We start from the raw sequence: 17,074 nt of genomic DNA on the forward strand, positions 1-17,074 counted from the left end.
AAAAAAACCTTGAATTATTGATAAATTCAATAAAAGTCCATTCGCCACTTTTCAAACTCAACTTTCAATACTTTTTAGAATAGCACAAATAAGTACACAATTGTATGTTATATCTGAATTATATCGACTATTTAAAGTTTTCTTAGCACAATTAGGAGATTTGTATATTTTCACATAGTATATGTCTGTTTTTCTGATTTCAGTGCAGTCTATACAGGTGACTCGTAGCTAATTAGTATCATCAGAATTAGAGCTCTTTTATTATTGTACAAATTTATTATTCGATTAGTTTAAAATAAAATAGGGTTTAGTTACTGGGGATTTATATAAGATTCGGCTATCGAAATATCTCTGTTTATCTAACTTATAAATAACAGCCTCCCTCCTTCATGTATTTTCTAACGCAAAGAAGCCAAAGGAACGACAACGTCGCTTCTTTGACTTCACTTATACAGTTATTTACTCAATTGGTTTCTTTGATTTTATGAAAAACATGCAGCAAGCGATAATCACAAAAGCCACTAATGCTAAAAATGGTATCGTAATAAACCCAAACCAATTAATATATTGGGCACTACAAGGCACACCACTCACACACGGCTTGATGCCTCCAAAGCCTGGTATCTTCTGCTCTAAATAATGCAGAAGTGATATGCTACCTCCAACAAGCGCTAATGGAAGCACGAACTTTTTAACGGAACTATCATTCTGGAAAGTTCCAATCCCTAAGATCAAAGTTAGTGGGTACATGAGAATCCGCTGATACCAACATAGCTCACACGGAATAAACCCTTTAATCTCACTGAAGTACAAGCTTCCAAACGTTGCAACAAGTGAGACAACCCAAGCACCATATAATAAAAATCCTTGTGGTGTGGATTTCGTTCTTTTATTCCCCATCAGTCTTTATCCTTTATCTCTGTTTCTATTGCCGTCTTAATGGCTTCGTAATCAAAGGGATCCTCTATCATTTTCCCATTTATCACAATGGACGGAGTCATGGAGACACCGGCTTCACTTACTAAATCTTCATCGATTTTAACGCTTTCCATAGTCGCTTCCTGTTCAATATCTGTTTTCAACAATGCTTGATCAATCTCAGGGAAACCACTTGCAATTTCAAGAATTCTTTCAGGTGTTATCCATTCTGCATTATGATTTTCAACAGGTTGTGCATCAAACAGCGCTTGATGGAATGCCCAATACGCATCGGGGTTCCGCTCATAAACAGATTCAGCGGCTATCGACCCTAAAGTCGATTCTTTACCGTGGAATAGAACGTTCACGAATGAAAATTTAACTTTACCTGTTTCGATATAATCATCTACTAATTTCGGATAAATCATTTCACCCCATGCTTTACATGAAGGGCATTTAAAATCGCCGAATTCAACAACCGTTACAGGGGCATCTTTCTCCCCAAGTGTGGGCTGCCCAGTGACATCGAATTGCTTTATTTCTGTTGGCAATGATTCTTGTTTATTGCTAAAAACAGCGACTGCGGCCAATATCACTACTACCACAAGCGTTAATACAACTACAAATTTCATATTCGAATTCTTATTCTGTTTCATCAAATACCTCTTCTCTATTATTTATCTACGTACTTGTCGATTCGATTTTCGTATTAAATTCCAATACAATTTCATATACATCTCCGGTGATGTCTTCCCCTTCAGCCGGTGAAGAACTCGTTAAACCGGTATGTGCAGAGACAGTGGTTGAAAATACGAACATTAATATTGCTTAAATTATCCTCTTCATTTCTTCGATCCCTCTCGATAACGGCAATAATAGCGTTGATTCAAAACTTATTGTACAGAATAGCGACACAAAAAGACATTCTATTTAGAAAAAAACACGAATTGTTCACAGCTACATTAGATATAAACATTAAATTGACACACATATTAGCTGATGCTGATAATAACAAAACACATTAGTGTTTACGAGTTTATGGTATGGGTTGTTCATCCCGTGCGGTCACAATTGAAAAAACTTAAGCAACTAGAGTAACTTCAATGGAGTGAACATGAACTACAGTACGGTCAAAATGCATTCCTATTCTCCGTTGCAAAGTTGAAATCATTTTTATAAATCCCCTTTTTTTCACGCTAAAAAGCGTTTATACCAGAACTTGTCGGACACTCGTTAGATGAAGATCAAAATTTAAATAAGTTGCTTCTCCATAGAAACAACTTTAATATTTATACCATTTGGTTTATGTACAACTTCCTCATCATAGATACGGTATCCAATCGAACTATATAATTTAATATTTTTAGGCACGGTCATTCGAACTTTACATAGCATCGTAAGTTTTTCATTTTGTTTTGCATAATCTTCTAAAGACTTTAATATTTCTTTCGCAATTCCTTGCCCCTGTTTTTCTGGAATAACAGACAACCTATGAAAATAAACACCTTTATCTACTAATCGAAAACGTACCATCCCTGCCGGCTCACCATCAATGTAACTAATGAAAGCCTGTTCACCATTTTCTAACGCTGTTGATATAGTTTGTACCGTTTCCTCTAAAGCACTTGATGGAGGTATTTCGTCTTTATATTCCATAAACGCTTTAATCATCAAGTCGTGAATTATTGCTGCATCAGATGCTTCTGCAAGTCTAATTTCCATAGTAACCCTCTCTTCCTTTTTATAGATATACAATTAAGATAATTTTTACACAAATAATGAAATAAAAGGACTGTCGCAGAAAGTCAGTTTATACTAACTTTCTATGACAGCCCTTTTTTAAAAAATGCTTTTACGCCGGACTCCTTATGTCTTTCCCGTTACAAGTGTTCAGGGGTACGGATGACGAGTACATCACATTTTGCGGAACGTACAATGTTTTCAGAAACACTACCGATCATGAAGCGTTCGACTGCATTTAGACCCGTCGCACCACAGATAATTAAATCTGCACCCAATTTTTCTGGAAGGTCTTTTGAAATCAGTTTTTTTGCTGAGCCATATTCGACAATCACATTAACGTTTTGCACGCCTGCTTGTACAGCTTCCGCTTTGTATTTGTTTAGCAATTCCTCAGCGACTTTGTGTGCACTCTCAGCCATAGAACGGTCATAAGCCTCAACAGAACCAAACGATTGTGTATCGATGATGTTGACCAAATTCAATGTGGCATCGTTTCGGTCGGCAATTGCCACCGCTTTTTTGAAAGCCAATTCCGACTCTTTTGATCCATCTACTGCGACAATTATTTGCTTGTATATCAATGTCATAGATTTTCACTCCATTCCTAGTTTACATATACTACTATACTACTTCTTTTCCTCCCAAATAACAAAAAAGTCCTTATCTTTCGACAAAATCATAAAAGATACCTAAAATCATGCTTTTACTCTTCCATATTAAGTTTTACCTTCGATTCATTGAATAATGGAGCACCCGCCTTTTTCCCGCGATAGTTCACGAAGTAAATACTTAAACCTACTAGCAACAGGCCTGCGATTAGTGGGTACGTTACCGGTTCATCAAGAAACACCGTTCCGATGAAGACTGCAATAATGGGTACCAGAAATGTGAAAGTACCAACTTTGCTCGCCTCTCCCTCATTAATCAGCTTATAATAAATGACATATGACAGGGGTATGCCGAAAGTCGCACCGTATCCGAGGCCAAAAAGGTACGTACCATTCCATTCAATAGCAGACCAGCTTTCAACGATTGATCCGGTACCTATTAGAATAAACCCTCCAATAATACACTGCAAAGCCACCATCCAGAAAGCGTCTACTTCGTTGCTCACTTTCTTCACATAAACCACACCCAGTGCCCAGCTAATTGCCGTAAGCAATCCTAAAGCAACACCTATAATTGAAAGTTGTACGGTTAATCCATTGACACTGACGACTACAATCCCAAGAAACCCAATGACTAAACCGACTATTTTAACCGGTGACATATGTTCTCCCAGCCAAATCCAAGCAAATAATCCAAGTAGAACTGGCTGAAAAAAGACAAGGACTGATAATAGGCCTCCCGGCATATAGACGAGCCCGACTGTCTGAAACCCATAAAAGAGAATTGTATTGAAGAATGCCGAAATACAATATTTCGACCAATTTTCACGCCAGTTGATCTTGCTTCGCATTTTATAGATGAAGGCTGCTAATATAAAGCCTCCTAACACTGCACGCATACCCGCAAACAATAATGGAGGTGTATAAGGTATTGCTAATTTATAGATTGGCCAACTAGCACCCCAAACGAAGACTAAAAATAGAAGTGCACCTGTCGATTTTGTAAAGAGCTTACCCAATTGTGTATCTTCCCTTCAATAGTTGAACAGTAACAACTCTATATTTCGGATTATGCTTGAACTATGCTCCTAGCAATAGATTCTAGCTTATTCCACTATACACCAAAGAAGAACATTCGACGTATTCAATGATTATCGATTTCGAATAGCTTGAACCTTATCTTTGCTGTCGGAAATGAACTACACAACTGTTGGCACTAACCGCGAGGCCATAACATAACAGAAACACCAATTATGCAAATCACAGCCCCAATCCAATCATATGTATCCGGCATCTTTTTATCGATTCCCCATCCCCAAAGTACAGATAGCACAATGAATACACCGCCATAAGCCGCATACACTCTGCCAAATGTCGGGAAGTGTTGGAAAGTAGCAATCACACCGTACATAGCCAAGACAATTCCACCGACAAGTCCCAAATATGCCGACTTTCCCTCCCTTAACCACTGCCAAATGAGATAGCCTCCACCAATTTCAGCTAGACCCGCAAACAAAAAAAGCAGTATTACTGTAATCAAAATACCATCACCTTTTCGTAATCTAAAAAAACCTGACGCTTTTTTCTCGTTCATCTAAGTCTCTTTGATTTAATTTTTAGTAGACAAAGTTCAAGTCATCTACTGTTTGAAACTTTTTAGTCGTTTGAATTTCAACTTTTCTGCTAACAAAATGAGTCATTCCATCTTGTATCATTAGCTCGTCTTCAGTCATATGCTGATTTTTAGATAATTCAGGAACGTAAAGGCGATCTACGATTATTTTTTTTATTGGTAATTGGACCTTCTGAATCTCTTGGATAATTATCAATAATCTTTCTCTGTCCTCTAAACTATCATATCGAAACTTTTTTTCATTCCCATTATTAGATTGTTCAAATGGAAATAAAATATATGAATAAGCATCGCATCTATCATACCTTGTCATTTCATAACATTTTAGAGCATAATTCATATCCCTATCCGTCTGAAAGCCTTGTTCTTCAATTAGAGTCAGAAGTGGTTCAATCAATGCAAAATCTTTTTCAAATATATAGGAAGCAAAAGTATCAATATTGTTTTTAACTAGTTTATTCCTTACATTGTCAGGATTTTTATAAGTCTCATTTAAGTTCAAGAGTACCCCCCCAACTGAAATGGTTCGCATATCATAAGAAACTTTTATAACCTCTTTTTGAAGCTCTTCTAACACGGGTAAAGCCTTGTAAATTAATTGAAATGCATCTGGATCCCGAAATGATAAATTCTCAGGTAAATCCATATAAAATGCAGGATCTTCTTCAGAATCCCCAAATGATATATTTCGAAACCCATATGCTTTTAATTCATTCAAAGTTGTTGAATTTTCCCGAGTTTCATTCAAGTCAAATCTATTCTTTTGTTTTTGATAATTATCTTTAGAAATATGACCGGCTACATTAATGTGTATAACAAAATCGATTGGTTCTTTTTCTATTGTACGAACATGGGCTTCGGAAAACTCTAGACCCCCAAAACTTGACGGTATACGCCCTTTATTGCTTAATACTTCGATTGGTACATCATACTTTTCCTCCACATATTTAATCAAATCATCATTCGAATAACCAGAGTAATCTTTGGCTTCCTTGGTAACCCAAAAGCCAATTGCTAACACTAGACCCAGTATAAGAAAAAGTATCGCTATTACAATACCTATAATCCACAGGATTACCTTTTTCATATGTGATTACCCCTTATCTAAGAAATTAAGTTTCTGTAAAATTGAGTATATTTATATTGTACCATCATCCCCACCATAGCATTGTAAAGTGAAAACAAAAGGATGGACTAGTGCGGGAAAGTTACGATTACCTCTCATAATTTCTATAGAATAAAAAAAAGTCGCTTTCTAACTAGAGCGGCTCACTAATTTAAATTGTGATTGGAGAAACTTTTTAATATCACTACTTTTTATAAACTAGATGTTGCATGAGAGTTTCGAGTGGTCCATTCATATGGAACCTTTCTAAAATGGTGGCAATGACTAGGGCTAATATCCAAATAATAATAGCAATTAGTGTAACATCCGTGTTATTTAATATACCTCCAAAGTTCAATACTGCGGGAGATAATAGGATGACTAGCACTGCTTCATTGAAAACAAAAAATGTGAGCGATCGTTTTCCTAATGCAGTCAATGAATAGGTTATCAAGCCAGGCGTTTTAATTTGAACACCGATAAGACCAAATAATGCTGCATATCCTATCCCTCCTGCAATCCCTGTAATGATTTGAATTCCATTACTAATTCCAGCTACAAAGAGAGTTGGTTGCCATACTTCATCGATCAATACTAATGGCAAAGCCCCAAGAATAGAAACTAAAATTCCAGCGACAGCTATCATTTTCAAACTGCTCATATGCCGCTCCGACGCCGTCAACAGCTGTTTTCTTCCCATCCATATCCCAGCCAATACTGAAGGCAGAATTGGGAAAAGAAAATGAATGAATATAGGGATTATCGGAAAGGAAAAAAGTGCATCCATTAATAATTGTAGATAATGATTATCAGGAGAAAACTCGGTACCAAATCCATAGCTGCCGTTCCCCTGTACAACGAACCCCCATATTAGTGGAAGATATAGTATAGAAATGCATAGAAGAGTTGAAGTGACTGCAATCAGGGCTTTGTCAGAACGCGCTAACAGCCAGCTAACCAAAAGACCAGCAATACCATAAGCCATTAAGATATCTTGACCACCAATCACTACAGCTAATACAATTCCAAACAAGATTAAATACAAAGATCGTCGTTTGATTGTTTTCATGGCTTCTTTAATAGTTCTTCCTTTTCTCATCTGACTCTCGTAAGTCATTACTAAACCGTAGCCAAATAAAACCGCAAACAATGGTCGTGCCCGATTATCTATGAAAAGTTCGCCAAAAGAATTAATTAGGCCATCTAGAAAATGAACACTTTCTGGACGGCTCATAATTCCTGGTTCAGAGGCATAGAGATACAAGGGTACATGGGCCAATACAATTAGTAGAAGCATGTAGCCCCTTGCGAGATCGAGTGAGATGGCTCTCTTTTTTATCTGGTTTCCGTCCATACTGTTCTTCTCCTTCAATTTCCATTAGTCCCCGTGATGAGGACCATTCGTAAACTTCATGTACTGTCTTTCGTCTTTAATAATGATTTCTATTTTTATCTTCTCGCAGATATTTAGCATCTTTCTTTATATCATCTCTTAGTGCATTTTCCCTTACATAAAGCGATTCGTCAATTTCCCCTGGAAAATCGGGACTTCCTAAAGGCTCTCATCCGGATCTTTATCTACCCAAGGATATTGATACTGATAAAATGCTTCACGAACAGAATCCAAATTCGCTTTAACTACTTCTCTATATAATTCACTGCTATTTTCTCCAAGAATAACTAACTGCTTATTTTCCATATAAATTGCTGAAATGTCTTTTTTCTCAATGGCTTTTACCTTATCTCCTAATTTTAATTGTACGTTTTGATAGGAAATCGTAATTTCAACACGCTCGCCAAAAATAATAGCTGCCAACAATACGCCAACAAACATTCCAATAACAGTAGCCACAATCGAAACCCAGAGGCTGTTAAGTGATGCTATTAACGAGATTAACTTCTCGATTGGAACCATTGGAAGCGTTAGTACCCAATCTGCAATAACAGGGACAAACCAACCAACCAATCCAGCCATTGCCATATGGACGAATACAATAAGTGCTTTTTCGAACTTACTGAATCCAAGAACAGTTTCGTTATCTGTCAAATTCGATTCCCTCCTTTCCTTAACTGTTGCAGAGAATACTAACAAACCAAATGGTTGCCTTATTTAATTATTTTCCACACGCTGTTATCAATTCATCATATAAACTTGCTGGAAAAGTCATTATCTATTATGCCCGACATGAGTATAAGCTTTGAAAGTGGCAAATTTGTTTCTATATTAGGAGATTCTGGTTCGGGAAAACTAAAATGGTTTATTTAAATTATTGTTTATTTCCTTTTTTCGCAAAGAAAAACTTTTTAAAAAAGTAATATATAATAAATCCTGAAAGAATGATGATTCCAGTTGCATATTCATTAAAACCTTGTGACAACAATCCGGCCTGAATAAGAGTATATACAAAGAATATAATAATATTTCCTAATGCTGTTGCGATTGTAAAATACGAGAGTCGAATATTACTTACACCTGAAACGGCGTTAATGATACTTGTAGGAGCAAAAGGAAATATCCGTGCCCCAAATACATACCATAGTCCACTCCGTTCTACCTTACTAATAATGGCCGAATTAACTTTTTTCAACACCAAATCTTGGAGGACGTATCGAATACTTAGAAATACGATGATTGCACAGAGAATACTAGTTAATATGCTCCACACGATACCTAATTGAAAACCAAAAAGAGTATTATTTATCAAAATGACGAGGAAAAGTGGAATTACAGGAAACGCATTATGAACCAACATAATCATTAAGGTGATGAACAGAGTGAAAGCTATATTATCATCTAATATAGAAGTGATGGACTGAATGTTTCCGGAGATAATGCTTTGAAATAAATCGGTATTTACATTAACGAAGAACAAGACTATAAATACGAGAAAAATAACTGCCGCTTTTTTCCCTTTGTTCAATAAGCTCACCCTTCCTTGAAAACAATGGTTAACTTGATATTCATCCTAGTGTTAATCCACCATGTAAAATGTTACTCCAACAATAAAAGAAATCGTTGATTACGGTCACTTGACCTTACCACTTGTGACATCTATTTTACCAGTCCACGCCAAGGAATTCGCCACGCACCGCCAAATAAATTTACCAGTTCAGATCAATAAGGTGAAGGCTTAGTTAGGTGCAGAAATTTTGTATTTCCATCGTAGTGCGCGACGGTCATGGTACAATGTGGTAAACAGTCATTGTGTAGTAGGAGGCATGGAACATGGAGCAAGAAAAAGACAAAGTTAGTGTTAAAAGTGCGGCTACTTGGTTTTGGAAATGGTTTTTAAATAATAAAGTTGTAACAATATTACTGGTCTCATTATTGATTTTGCTAAACGTCCTTGTATTTTCTAAAATCACGTATGTATTTAATCCAATCAAAGGATTTTTCAGTGTGATTGGATTACCCATTTTGATGGCGGGTATTTTATTTTATTTGGTAAATCCTTTGATTGATTGGATGGAGAAAAAGAAAATCCCACGTGTTGCTGGAATCGCGATTGTCTTTATGATTATTATCGGTTTGGTTGTGTGGGGAATTATCATACTAATTCCAATTATACGTGAACAGACAATGAGTCTAATTGAAAACTGGCCGAATTATTGGGACAAGGTCATTGCTCAATTCGATAATTTATTGAGAAGTAATATATTTTCCCAATTACAGGTTCAATTAACCGATGTAAATCAAAGCATTATAAAATCTATTTCTGAGCAAGCAAACAGTGTCGTGAATTCAACCTTTTCCGGAATTGGTAGTGTGCTAGGAACAATGACCAATATTGTAATCGCACTTATTACAATGCCAATAATTTTGTTCTTTCTATTAAAAGATGGTCGAAATTTACCTTACTATACAATGAAACTCATTCCTACGAGAATGCGATTAAGTACGTATAACTTATTAAAAGAAATCAATTCGCAAATTAGTCAGTATATCCGTGGCCAGTTATTGGTAGCATTTTTTGTTGCACTCATGTTCTGGATTGGGTTTGCAATTATTGGTCTTGAATATGCAGTATTACTGGCGATATTGGCTGGGGTATTAAATTTAGTGCCCTATTTAGGTTCTTTTCTGGCAATTATTCCAATCTTAATCATCGCATTAGTGACTTCACCTGCGATGCTTGTTAAAGTGATTATTGTTTTTGCCATTGAACAAACACTTGAAGGACGGCTAATACAACCATTAATTTTAGGCAGTAATTTAAAAATACATCCAGTAACCATTATTGTAGTCTTGCTGACGGCTGGAAAATTATTTGGTATTCCTGGAGTGATTCTTGGAATTCCAGCGTATGCCGTAATGAAAGTGATTTTTGAGCATCTGTTTAAACCGTACCAGACATATTCAGGTTTATATGAGCAGGACTATAATCCCGCCCCTAAACCAAGCACACCTATTGGGAAAAGAAAAAAATGAGTGTCTGTGCAGGATGCTATACAGATAACATATAATTTATTCATGCGAAAATTCATTTCCATAAATGAATTACATCCCTAATCTCAAAGGATTTAATGGAAAATTTGAGATTGGGGATTTTCGCGTTTTTTTGAAATGCAAAAATAATACAGAGAACTGATCAAGGTATTTAGTATGTAAATGGTAAAAATACATATTATGTATTAATTTCCTCTAATTCGAAAACAGTATCTATCCGAAGCTATCGTTAATCAAGATAATTTGTTTATTTCGTACACCAGGTACCAAAAGTTATTAAAGTAACTACTTACCCTTTTTTCTAATCGCCCTATGCGGATAATCAATTATTAGTTGAATGTTTATTATTGTAGGTTTTTTATACTTGCACTTTTTTTCTTAGAATGCATAGTCTATATAGATTCGAGTTTAATATGCAATGGGGGTAAAAGAATGATCAACTTTCAATCTTTTAATGGGATCGTAACAAAGATTAGTGATTTTCCGATTGGGCAAAATGCTGAAAGTGCTGGTTGTTATAAAATATTTTCTGTAGATAATGGATACGGAAATGAAGTGAATTTCGTAGTGTCACCTACAACATATTTTGTAGATCATGTCATGATTGTAGTAGGTGACCGAATAACTGGATTTTATGATGCAAACGCACCAGTGCCCCTTATCTATCCTCCACAATATCGAGCACTTGTTATGGCAAAGGATAATCCATTTCAAGATGTGAAAGTAGACTATTTTAACAGCCAATTCGTGAGTAGTGATGGCAGTTTAAAATTAAATATTGCTCCAAATACGCTAATTTTATTAGAAAATGGGCAAACCTTTATCGGAAGTGTTGCAAACCGAAATCTAATTGTCGTCTATGGTGCAACCACCAGAAGTATACCAGCCCAAACCACACCCTACAAAATTATTGTCGTGTGCTAGTTATTTTAAAAGTATGCGCCAAATAACGCCCACCTGTTTTTCAAATAGTGGTACCTGTGTGACACAACGGTAAACAATTCACATACCTGAATATATACGAAAAATGATCAGACATACGCCATTTTGTCTGATTATCATTCTGTTTTTATACAGTTTTAGTGAATTACCAGAGAAGTTTCACAGGTACCTAAAATTTAAATTTCCTTTTTAAAAGAAGTTAGAGATAGGCGTTCTGTAACTCTTGTTTCTTCTGTCTTTGAAAATCCATTTTTCAAATAGAAGGTTACTGCTGGTGCGTTTTTGGATCCAGTTGACACTATTATTGTTTCAAAACCTACCATATTGCTTTCAACGAAATCCAATAATATCTTCGCAATTCCTTTTCTAAAATGTTTAGGGTGCACCATTAACCGATGTATATCTATTACACCTTTTTTTGCTTTTATAGAAATAACTCCGCATAACTCTTCATTTAAGTAACAGCCATAGAAAGTCTCTCCACATTGCTGCAACGTATTCACTGTGTCTTTTAATGGCGGTATTTCATAAAAGTCAATTATTTTAGCTTCTACCTTGTATGAAGGTATTTGAATCTTTAATACTTCTTTAGCAAGTTCAGGATAAGTAATATCAATTTTTTTAATCAAAGTTATCCTCCGTTTACTTTTCTTATTTAATTAAGAGTAATTTAGTTTAACATGAAAGAGGTACCTGTCCGACACAAAGATGGACGATTCACATATTCCAGCAATTATAATAGAATGCAGAAAAACCGCTTAGGTATTGATTTATTTTTTATTATTATAAAGTTATTTTATATTTACTAGATCCGCGCACAGGTATATAAAATTTTGGAAATAGAAATGAATGACTTGAAAAATAAGATTTATAGCCTATTAGACAAACAAATTAAAAAGAAGCCGACAATTTGTTATCTAGTCGACTTTCTCCTTTTCCTTTATGCATTAGTTGCCTATTGTCCCGTTAGTATGTGGCATAAGTACTTTATGTACTTTAATTAATCAATTTGCCTGCATACCACCATCCACATTATACAGTGACCCTGTCACAAATGATGCGTTATCGGATGCTAGGAACAAGACAACTTGTGCGACTTCTTTCGGAGCGCCAAATCGCCCGACTGGAATTCCTTGTTTGATAGCTTCACCTGAAGTTTCCGGTTCACCAGGTGTAATGTTTTTCTGAATGTCGGCCAACATTTGGGTATCTATTGCTGCTGGCGCAACGGCATTCACACGGATTCCACTTGCAGCCGCTTCTAGTGCTGCCGTTTTCGTTAACCCCGCCACTGCGTGCTTCGAGGCTATATATCCGGCCATACCAGCCGAGCCTATGTAAGCCGCGTTAGATGCAGCGTTGATGATGCTACCATAACCTTGCGTTTCCATTTGCCGGATGACATGCTTTAGCCCTAGAAATACCCCAGTTACATTTATATTTAAAATCATCTCAAATTTATCTTTTTCTAAGTCTTTGATTGGCGTAAAGGGTCCGTTGATCCCTGCATTATTGAAGAATACGTCAATTTTCCCATACGCCTCCACCGTTTGTTTTACATAGTTTTTCACGTCTTCTTCATCTGTTACATCGGCTTGTATAACTTGTATATTATTGCTATCGCCTTTCAATGAAGATTTTGTGCTTTTTAAGGCCTCTCCGTTAATATCTACTAAAACTACTTTAGCTCCATTGTCCAAAAATAACTGAGCGGTTTCTTTCCCAATACCACCTGCACCGCCAGTTATCAAAACTACTTTTTCTTCCATACTTATCCCCTCCTATTATATCTTTCTATTCACAACTATCTATCACTTTATTGTAAGCGCTATCTATTTTCAAATGTTAGGCTTTAGAAATTAAGAGTTCAAAGAGGTTCCCCTGTCTCAGACAGATAGTGCCGCGCCTTGGTACCTAAAATAATCGTATCGGACAGCAGATTTTCCTACAAGAAAAAACTCCCTAAAGATTGTAGAGTCATATAGCGTCTATCACTTACTCACGCTTTCTTGAAATACCCTTGTACAATTTGTATATGTTTTTCCATTAGCGAGCTTGCAGTTTTAGCATCCCTCTCATTAAGAGCTGTCATTATTTTCCGATGGTATTCCAATGAATCTTCCCTGACGCTCTGTGCGAGTGAAGTTTCTTTATGTGTCCCTAACGTATTTTGAATTTTTAATACTAAATTGCTAATCGAATTGTACATATCAATCATGACAACATTATTTGATGCGGCTGCAATTCTTTCGTGAAACATCATATTAGATTCCACGTAATTCTCTTGATTATTTTCCACACACGCAGCTTCCATTACGTCAATGGTCTGTTGAATAATCATTAAATCCTCTTCTGTTGCTCGATTAGCAGCTAAAAAAGCCAGCTCCTTTTCAAGGATCCAACGCGCCTCGAAAATATCTTCCCATTCTGCTTCTGAAAAATAGAATTGGTAAACGAGAGATTCTGTAAAGGACTCATTGAAATTGGAGGAAATGAATGTACCTTTCTGTGACCTAACGATTAGTCCCAATGACTCTAAAACTTTCAAAGACTCTCTCAATGAGGTTCTGCCAACCTGAAATAAGTCCATCAACTCTCTTTCAGGTGGCAACCGATCACCTGTTTTTAGTTCCCCAGAAAGAAACAGATCTTTAATTTGGTTTACTATATCATCACCTACATTGAGACGCTTCACTGGTTCTATCATGAAACTTCCCCTTTTCAGTTTACTGTATCTACCCATTTACCGTGCTACTCCTGCTAAACGATTTGTCCTTCACTTTGTAGAGGATGAATATCATCACCGAAAGGGAAATAAGTGTCGCAAACAGTCCGATATAGATGCTCTTCGTGAATCCAAGTGTAATATATCCAATAATTGATACTGCACTAGAGATCATTGCATATGGCATTTGTGTCATGAGATGATCTATTGGATGGACACCTCCACCAATAGAAGCAAGAATGGTTGTATCAGATAGCGGAGAGCTATGTTCGCCGAAGATACAGCCAGCAAGAACAGCTCCGAAAACAGGAACCAAGTAAGTTATATCAATAATCGAAACAATTTCCGCACCAATCGGCAACATCAAACCAAATGTTCCGAAAGTACTTCCCATCGAAAAAGACATAAAAGCAGATATGGCGAAGAATATCATCGGGAACCATGCAAGTGACATGTTGCCATTAATAAGAGATGCCAAGTACTGTCCTATACCTAGCTGAGAGATTACCTGAGCTGTCATTAATGCCATAAAAAGAATAGTAACACTCGGCAAAACTGCCTTCATTCCAGAACCGACTGCTTTTGTTATGATTCCAATAGCAACTTTACGTTGTAACAAGCGAATAATGCTTACCGCTATTGCTACAAATGAACTGTAGACTAGAGCCTTAATAACATCCGTGTTCATCAGAATCTGTAGAGGTGTAATTTCACCTTCAATGTTAGAAACCCCGATATACACAGAGATAATGATGGTCAATATGACCAGCGTCAGCACAGGTAGGAGGAGATCGATCATCTTTCCGCCATCTTTAACTGGTAGTGAGCTTTCTTCCTCTCCTGCAACAGCTCCTCTAGAGGTATCGAATAGAATTCCTTCCTCTGTTGCACGTTTTTCATCTCGATTCATTTGACCAATGTTTAATTTGAAATAAGCAACCGCTATAACGAGTAAAATAGTTGTCAATGCGTAATAGTTCGTTGGGATTGTTAATAAATACACTTGAAATCCTTCATATTGCGTGATGCTATTATCAACTAAGATTGTTCCAATTAGTGCAGCTATGAATCCTGCCCACGCAGAAAATGGTAGCATAATAATGACTGGAGCTGAGGTCGAGTGCAGCATATAAGCGAGTTTAGACCTGGAAATCCGATGCCTATCTGTGATTGGACGAACTAAACTCCCGCGGAATAAACAGCTGAAAGCATCGTCAAAGAAACATAAAAACCCTAAAAAGATTGCGGCCATCTTTGCTTGGAAGGGTGTTTTCACTTTCGTTATAGCCCATTCAGCAAATGAGTGCACACCGCCAGATATATAGATTAATGTATTCAATGCACCGACAAATAAAACGAAGAGAAAGATATTCCCTTCACCTAATACTGTCAGCACAATGTCAAATATGGAGGAAACGGTACCTATAATATTCCATTGATTCGCCATTAAAGCCCCTAATACTACCCCTACCCCTAAGGATAATAAAATCCTTTTCGTAATGATTGTTAATGCAATCGTAATTACTGGTGGCAAAAGAGATAATATTGTACCTTCCATTGCAACTCTCCTTTTGTACTTGATTGCAAATCATTTCCTATATAATTCAACCCTACCCTACCAAGAAAGCGCTTTCATTTTAAATATTGATTTTAGACTCATAAGCCTTTATTTTTCACCCACTAACATATTCTCTAACGCACCAAGACCTTCCACTTCACAGACCACTTTGTCTCCAGGCTTCAACCAGTACTTTTCTTTCATCCCTAAAATAACCCCTTCAGGAGTACCAGTAAAAATTAGATCTCCTGGTTCAAGCGTCATGATTTTGGAGAGATCACTAATGATATCTGCTACGGAAAAAATCATATCCGCAGTATTGGAATTTTGTCTTTCCTCTCCATTTACCCACAGCTTTAAATTCAAGTTTTGTGGATTCTGCACTTCATCTGCTGTAACAACGTACGGACCAAAAGGCGCAAATCCGTCGTGCGCTTTTCCATAAAGCCATTGACTACTCCGTGTTTGAAGTTCCCTCACAGAAAAATCGTTGCCAGTCGAATATCCAAATACATAATCCAATGCCTCTTCTTTAGACACATTACTAGCCTTTTTTGAGATAACTACAACCAACTCTACTTCATAATCAACCTCTTTCACAAAGTCCGATATTACGGTGTCTTCTTTGTGACCCGCAAGACTATTTGCGAATTTTGCAAAGTAAATTGGTTGTTCAGGAATTGGCATACCCCCTTCTTTTGCATGTTTTTCATAGTTCAATCCAACAAAAATTAGTTTTTCAGGCTTATTTAACGGTGGTGCATATTGCAATTCTTCATCAGGTATCAAGACTGGCGAGTAGGCCAAAATTGAATTCACCTTATGAAACCCTTCCTCTCCTTGACTGATTAACTCTTGAAGGTCTTTAGGTGAAGATAGCCCTTCTTTTGCTGCTGTCGCCGCAACATCGACTATTCCACTCTCTGTTTTAACACCTAATTTAACCTCACCAGAAGAAATAAAAGATAGTAATTTCAATGAAAATCATCCTCCAATTTTTAAGTTGTCTATATTCTTAAAGTACTTGTTAAACGTGTTACCTGTCATACCTAACTAATTCCCACCTCGGAATTACAATCATGGTCGTATGGTCTGACCACGATTGTATTGCTATTGTACTCAGACAACCTATCAGATATTACCGTCTCTTAATAATTATTTATAAAGCTCATTGATAGTGTTGGTTTTCATTCTAAAATGGAAAATAACTGCAAAAAAAACAGGTTATGAAATAGTTTCATAACCAGTAGACTTATATATTTTCACGTGGACTTGATAATTTCAGAATAATTCGTGGTCAAGTGATTGTATATCAATACGTAGGTTTACCTTTGAAAAATATTATTTTACTCATGTTGTCCTCTAATCCCTATTAAGTACGTTTAAATATATAAA

17 protein-coding genes and 1 pseudogene are annotated in these 17,074 nt (G+C 36.5%); 2 read left to right on the forward strand and 16 right to left on the reverse strand.

Translation table 11 applies throughout. The features are described 5' to 3' along the window. Positions 1–459: 459 nt before the first annotated feature. The 11 genes and pseudogenes from AC25Y5_RS10875 to AC25Y5_RS10925 all read right to left on the reverse strand — a co-directional run bounded on the left by AC25Y5_RS10875 (position 460) and on the right by AC25Y5_RS10925 (position 8,928). A complete protein-coding gene (locus AC25Y5_RS10875; RefSeq protein ID WP_488140304.1) occupies positions 460–900 on the reverse strand; it encodes a disulfide oxidoreductase in 441 nt (146 codons plus the stop codon). Next, complete coding sequence (locus tag AC25Y5_RS10880; RefSeq protein WP_488140305.1) at positions 900–1,574, reverse strand: DsbA family protein; 675 nt, start codon at positions 1,572–1,574, stop codon at positions 900–902. The genes AC25Y5_RS10875 and AC25Y5_RS10880 overlap by 1 nt, the downstream gene beginning before the upstream one ends. 595 nt (positions 1,575–2,169) lie before the next feature. Beyond that, positions 2,170–2,640 carry a GNAT family N-acetyltransferase gene (locus AC25Y5_RS10885; RefSeq protein ID WP_488140306.1) on the reverse strand — a complete coding sequence of 157 codons (471 nt, stop codon included), beginning with the start codon at positions 2,638–2,640 and terminating at the stop codon, positions 2,170–2,172. Between the two features lie 158 nt (positions 2,641–2,798). Then, positions 2,799–3,248, reverse strand: a complete 450-nt coding sequence (locus AC25Y5_RS10890) for a universal stress protein (protein WP_488140307.1) — start codon at positions 3,246–3,248, stop codon at positions 2,799–2,801. Positions 3,249–3,364: 116 nt separating this feature from the next. Next, complete coding sequence (locus AC25Y5_RS10895; protein WP_488140308.1) at positions 3,365–4,288, reverse strand: DMT family transporter; 924 nt, start codon at positions 4,286–4,288, stop codon at positions 3,365–3,367. A 197-nt stretch (positions 4,289–4,485) separates the two neighbouring features. Further along, positions 4,486–4,809 (reverse strand): YnfA family protein, encoded by a 324-nt coding sequence (locus AC25Y5_RS10900; RefSeq protein WP_488140341.1) that lies wholly within the window; start codon positions 4,807–4,809, stop codon positions 4,486–4,488. 76 nt (positions 4,810–4,885) lie between these two features. Further along, entirely contained in the window at positions 4,886–5,989 is a 1,104-nt protein-coding gene (locus tag AC25Y5_RS10905; RefSeq protein ID WP_488140309.1) for a hypothetical protein, read from the reverse strand. A 223-nt stretch (positions 5,990–6,212) separates the two neighbouring features. Further along, complete coding sequence (locus AC25Y5_RS10910) at positions 6,213–7,361, reverse strand: DUF418 domain-containing protein (protein ID WP_488140310.1); 1,149 nt, start codon at positions 7,359–7,361, stop codon at positions 6,213–6,215. Between the two features lie 76 nt (positions 7,362–7,437). After that, positions 7,438–7,545: pseudogene (locus AC25Y5_RS10915) on the reverse strand (hypothetical protein); the annotation flags it as partial. Positions 7,546–7,559: 14 nt separating this feature from the next. Continuing rightward, positions 7,560–8,054 carry a YqeB family protein gene (locus AC25Y5_RS10920; protein WP_488140311.1) on the reverse strand — a complete coding sequence of 165 codons (495 nt, stop codon included), beginning with the start codon at positions 8,052–8,054 and terminating at the stop codon, positions 7,560–7,562. 220 nt (positions 8,055–8,274) lie between these two features. Further along, on the reverse strand, positions 8,275–8,928 hold the full coding sequence (locus AC25Y5_RS10925; RefSeq protein WP_488140312.1) for a TVP38/TMEM64 family protein: 654 nt from the start codon (positions 8,926–8,928) through the stop codon (positions 8,275–8,277). 305 nt (positions 8,929–9,233) lie between these two features. Here AC25Y5_RS10925 and AC25Y5_RS10930 point away from each other — a divergent pair, with 305 nt between their 5' ends. Both AC25Y5_RS10930 and AC25Y5_RS10935 read left to right on the forward strand, forming a co-directional pair. After that, positions 9,234–10,436 (forward strand): AI-2E family transporter, encoded by a 1,203-nt coding sequence (locus AC25Y5_RS10930; protein WP_488140313.1) that lies wholly within the window; start codon positions 9,234–9,236, stop codon positions 10,434–10,436. 450 nt (positions 10,437–10,886) lie between these two features. Continuing rightward, positions 10,887–11,378 carry a hypothetical protein gene (locus AC25Y5_RS10935; protein ID WP_488140314.1) on the forward strand — a complete coding sequence of 164 codons (492 nt, stop codon included), beginning with the start codon at positions 10,887–10,889 and terminating at the stop codon, positions 11,376–11,378. A 194-nt stretch (positions 11,379–11,572) separates the two neighbouring features. Here AC25Y5_RS10935 and AC25Y5_RS10940 read toward each other — a convergent pair whose 3' ends face one another. The 5 genes from AC25Y5_RS10940 to AC25Y5_RS10960 form a co-directional block, all read right to left on the reverse strand. Next, entirely contained in the window at positions 11,573–12,025 is a 453-nt protein-coding gene (locus AC25Y5_RS10940) for a GNAT family N-acetyltransferase (RefSeq protein ID WP_488140315.1), read from the reverse strand. A gap of 375 nt (positions 12,026–12,400) precedes the next feature. Next, positions 12,401–13,165, reverse strand: coding sequence for an SDR family NAD(P)-dependent oxidoreductase (locus tag AC25Y5_RS10945; RefSeq protein ID WP_488140316.1), 765 nt, complete (start codon positions 13,163–13,165; stop codon positions 12,401–12,403). A gap of 230 nt (positions 13,166–13,395) precedes the next feature. Further along, a complete protein-coding gene (locus AC25Y5_RS10950; protein ID WP_488140317.1) occupies positions 13,396–14,103 on the reverse strand; it encodes a FadR/GntR family transcriptional regulator in 708 nt (235 codons plus the stop codon). Positions 14,104–14,131: 28 nt separating this feature from the next. After that, entirely contained in the window at positions 14,132–15,679 is a 1,548-nt protein-coding gene (locus AC25Y5_RS10955) for a Na+/H+ antiporter NhaC family protein (protein ID WP_488140318.1), read from the reverse strand. Between the two features lie 108 nt (positions 15,680–15,787). Then, positions 15,788–16,657 carry a fumarylacetoacetate hydrolase family protein gene (locus tag AC25Y5_RS10960; protein ID WP_488140319.1) on the reverse strand — a complete coding sequence of 290 codons (870 nt, stop codon included), beginning with the start codon at positions 16,655–16,657 and terminating at the stop codon, positions 15,788–15,790. Between the last annotated feature and the right edge of the window lie 417 nt (positions 16,658–17,074).

Source organism: Sporosarcina sp. Y1011 (assembly GCF_057669885.1).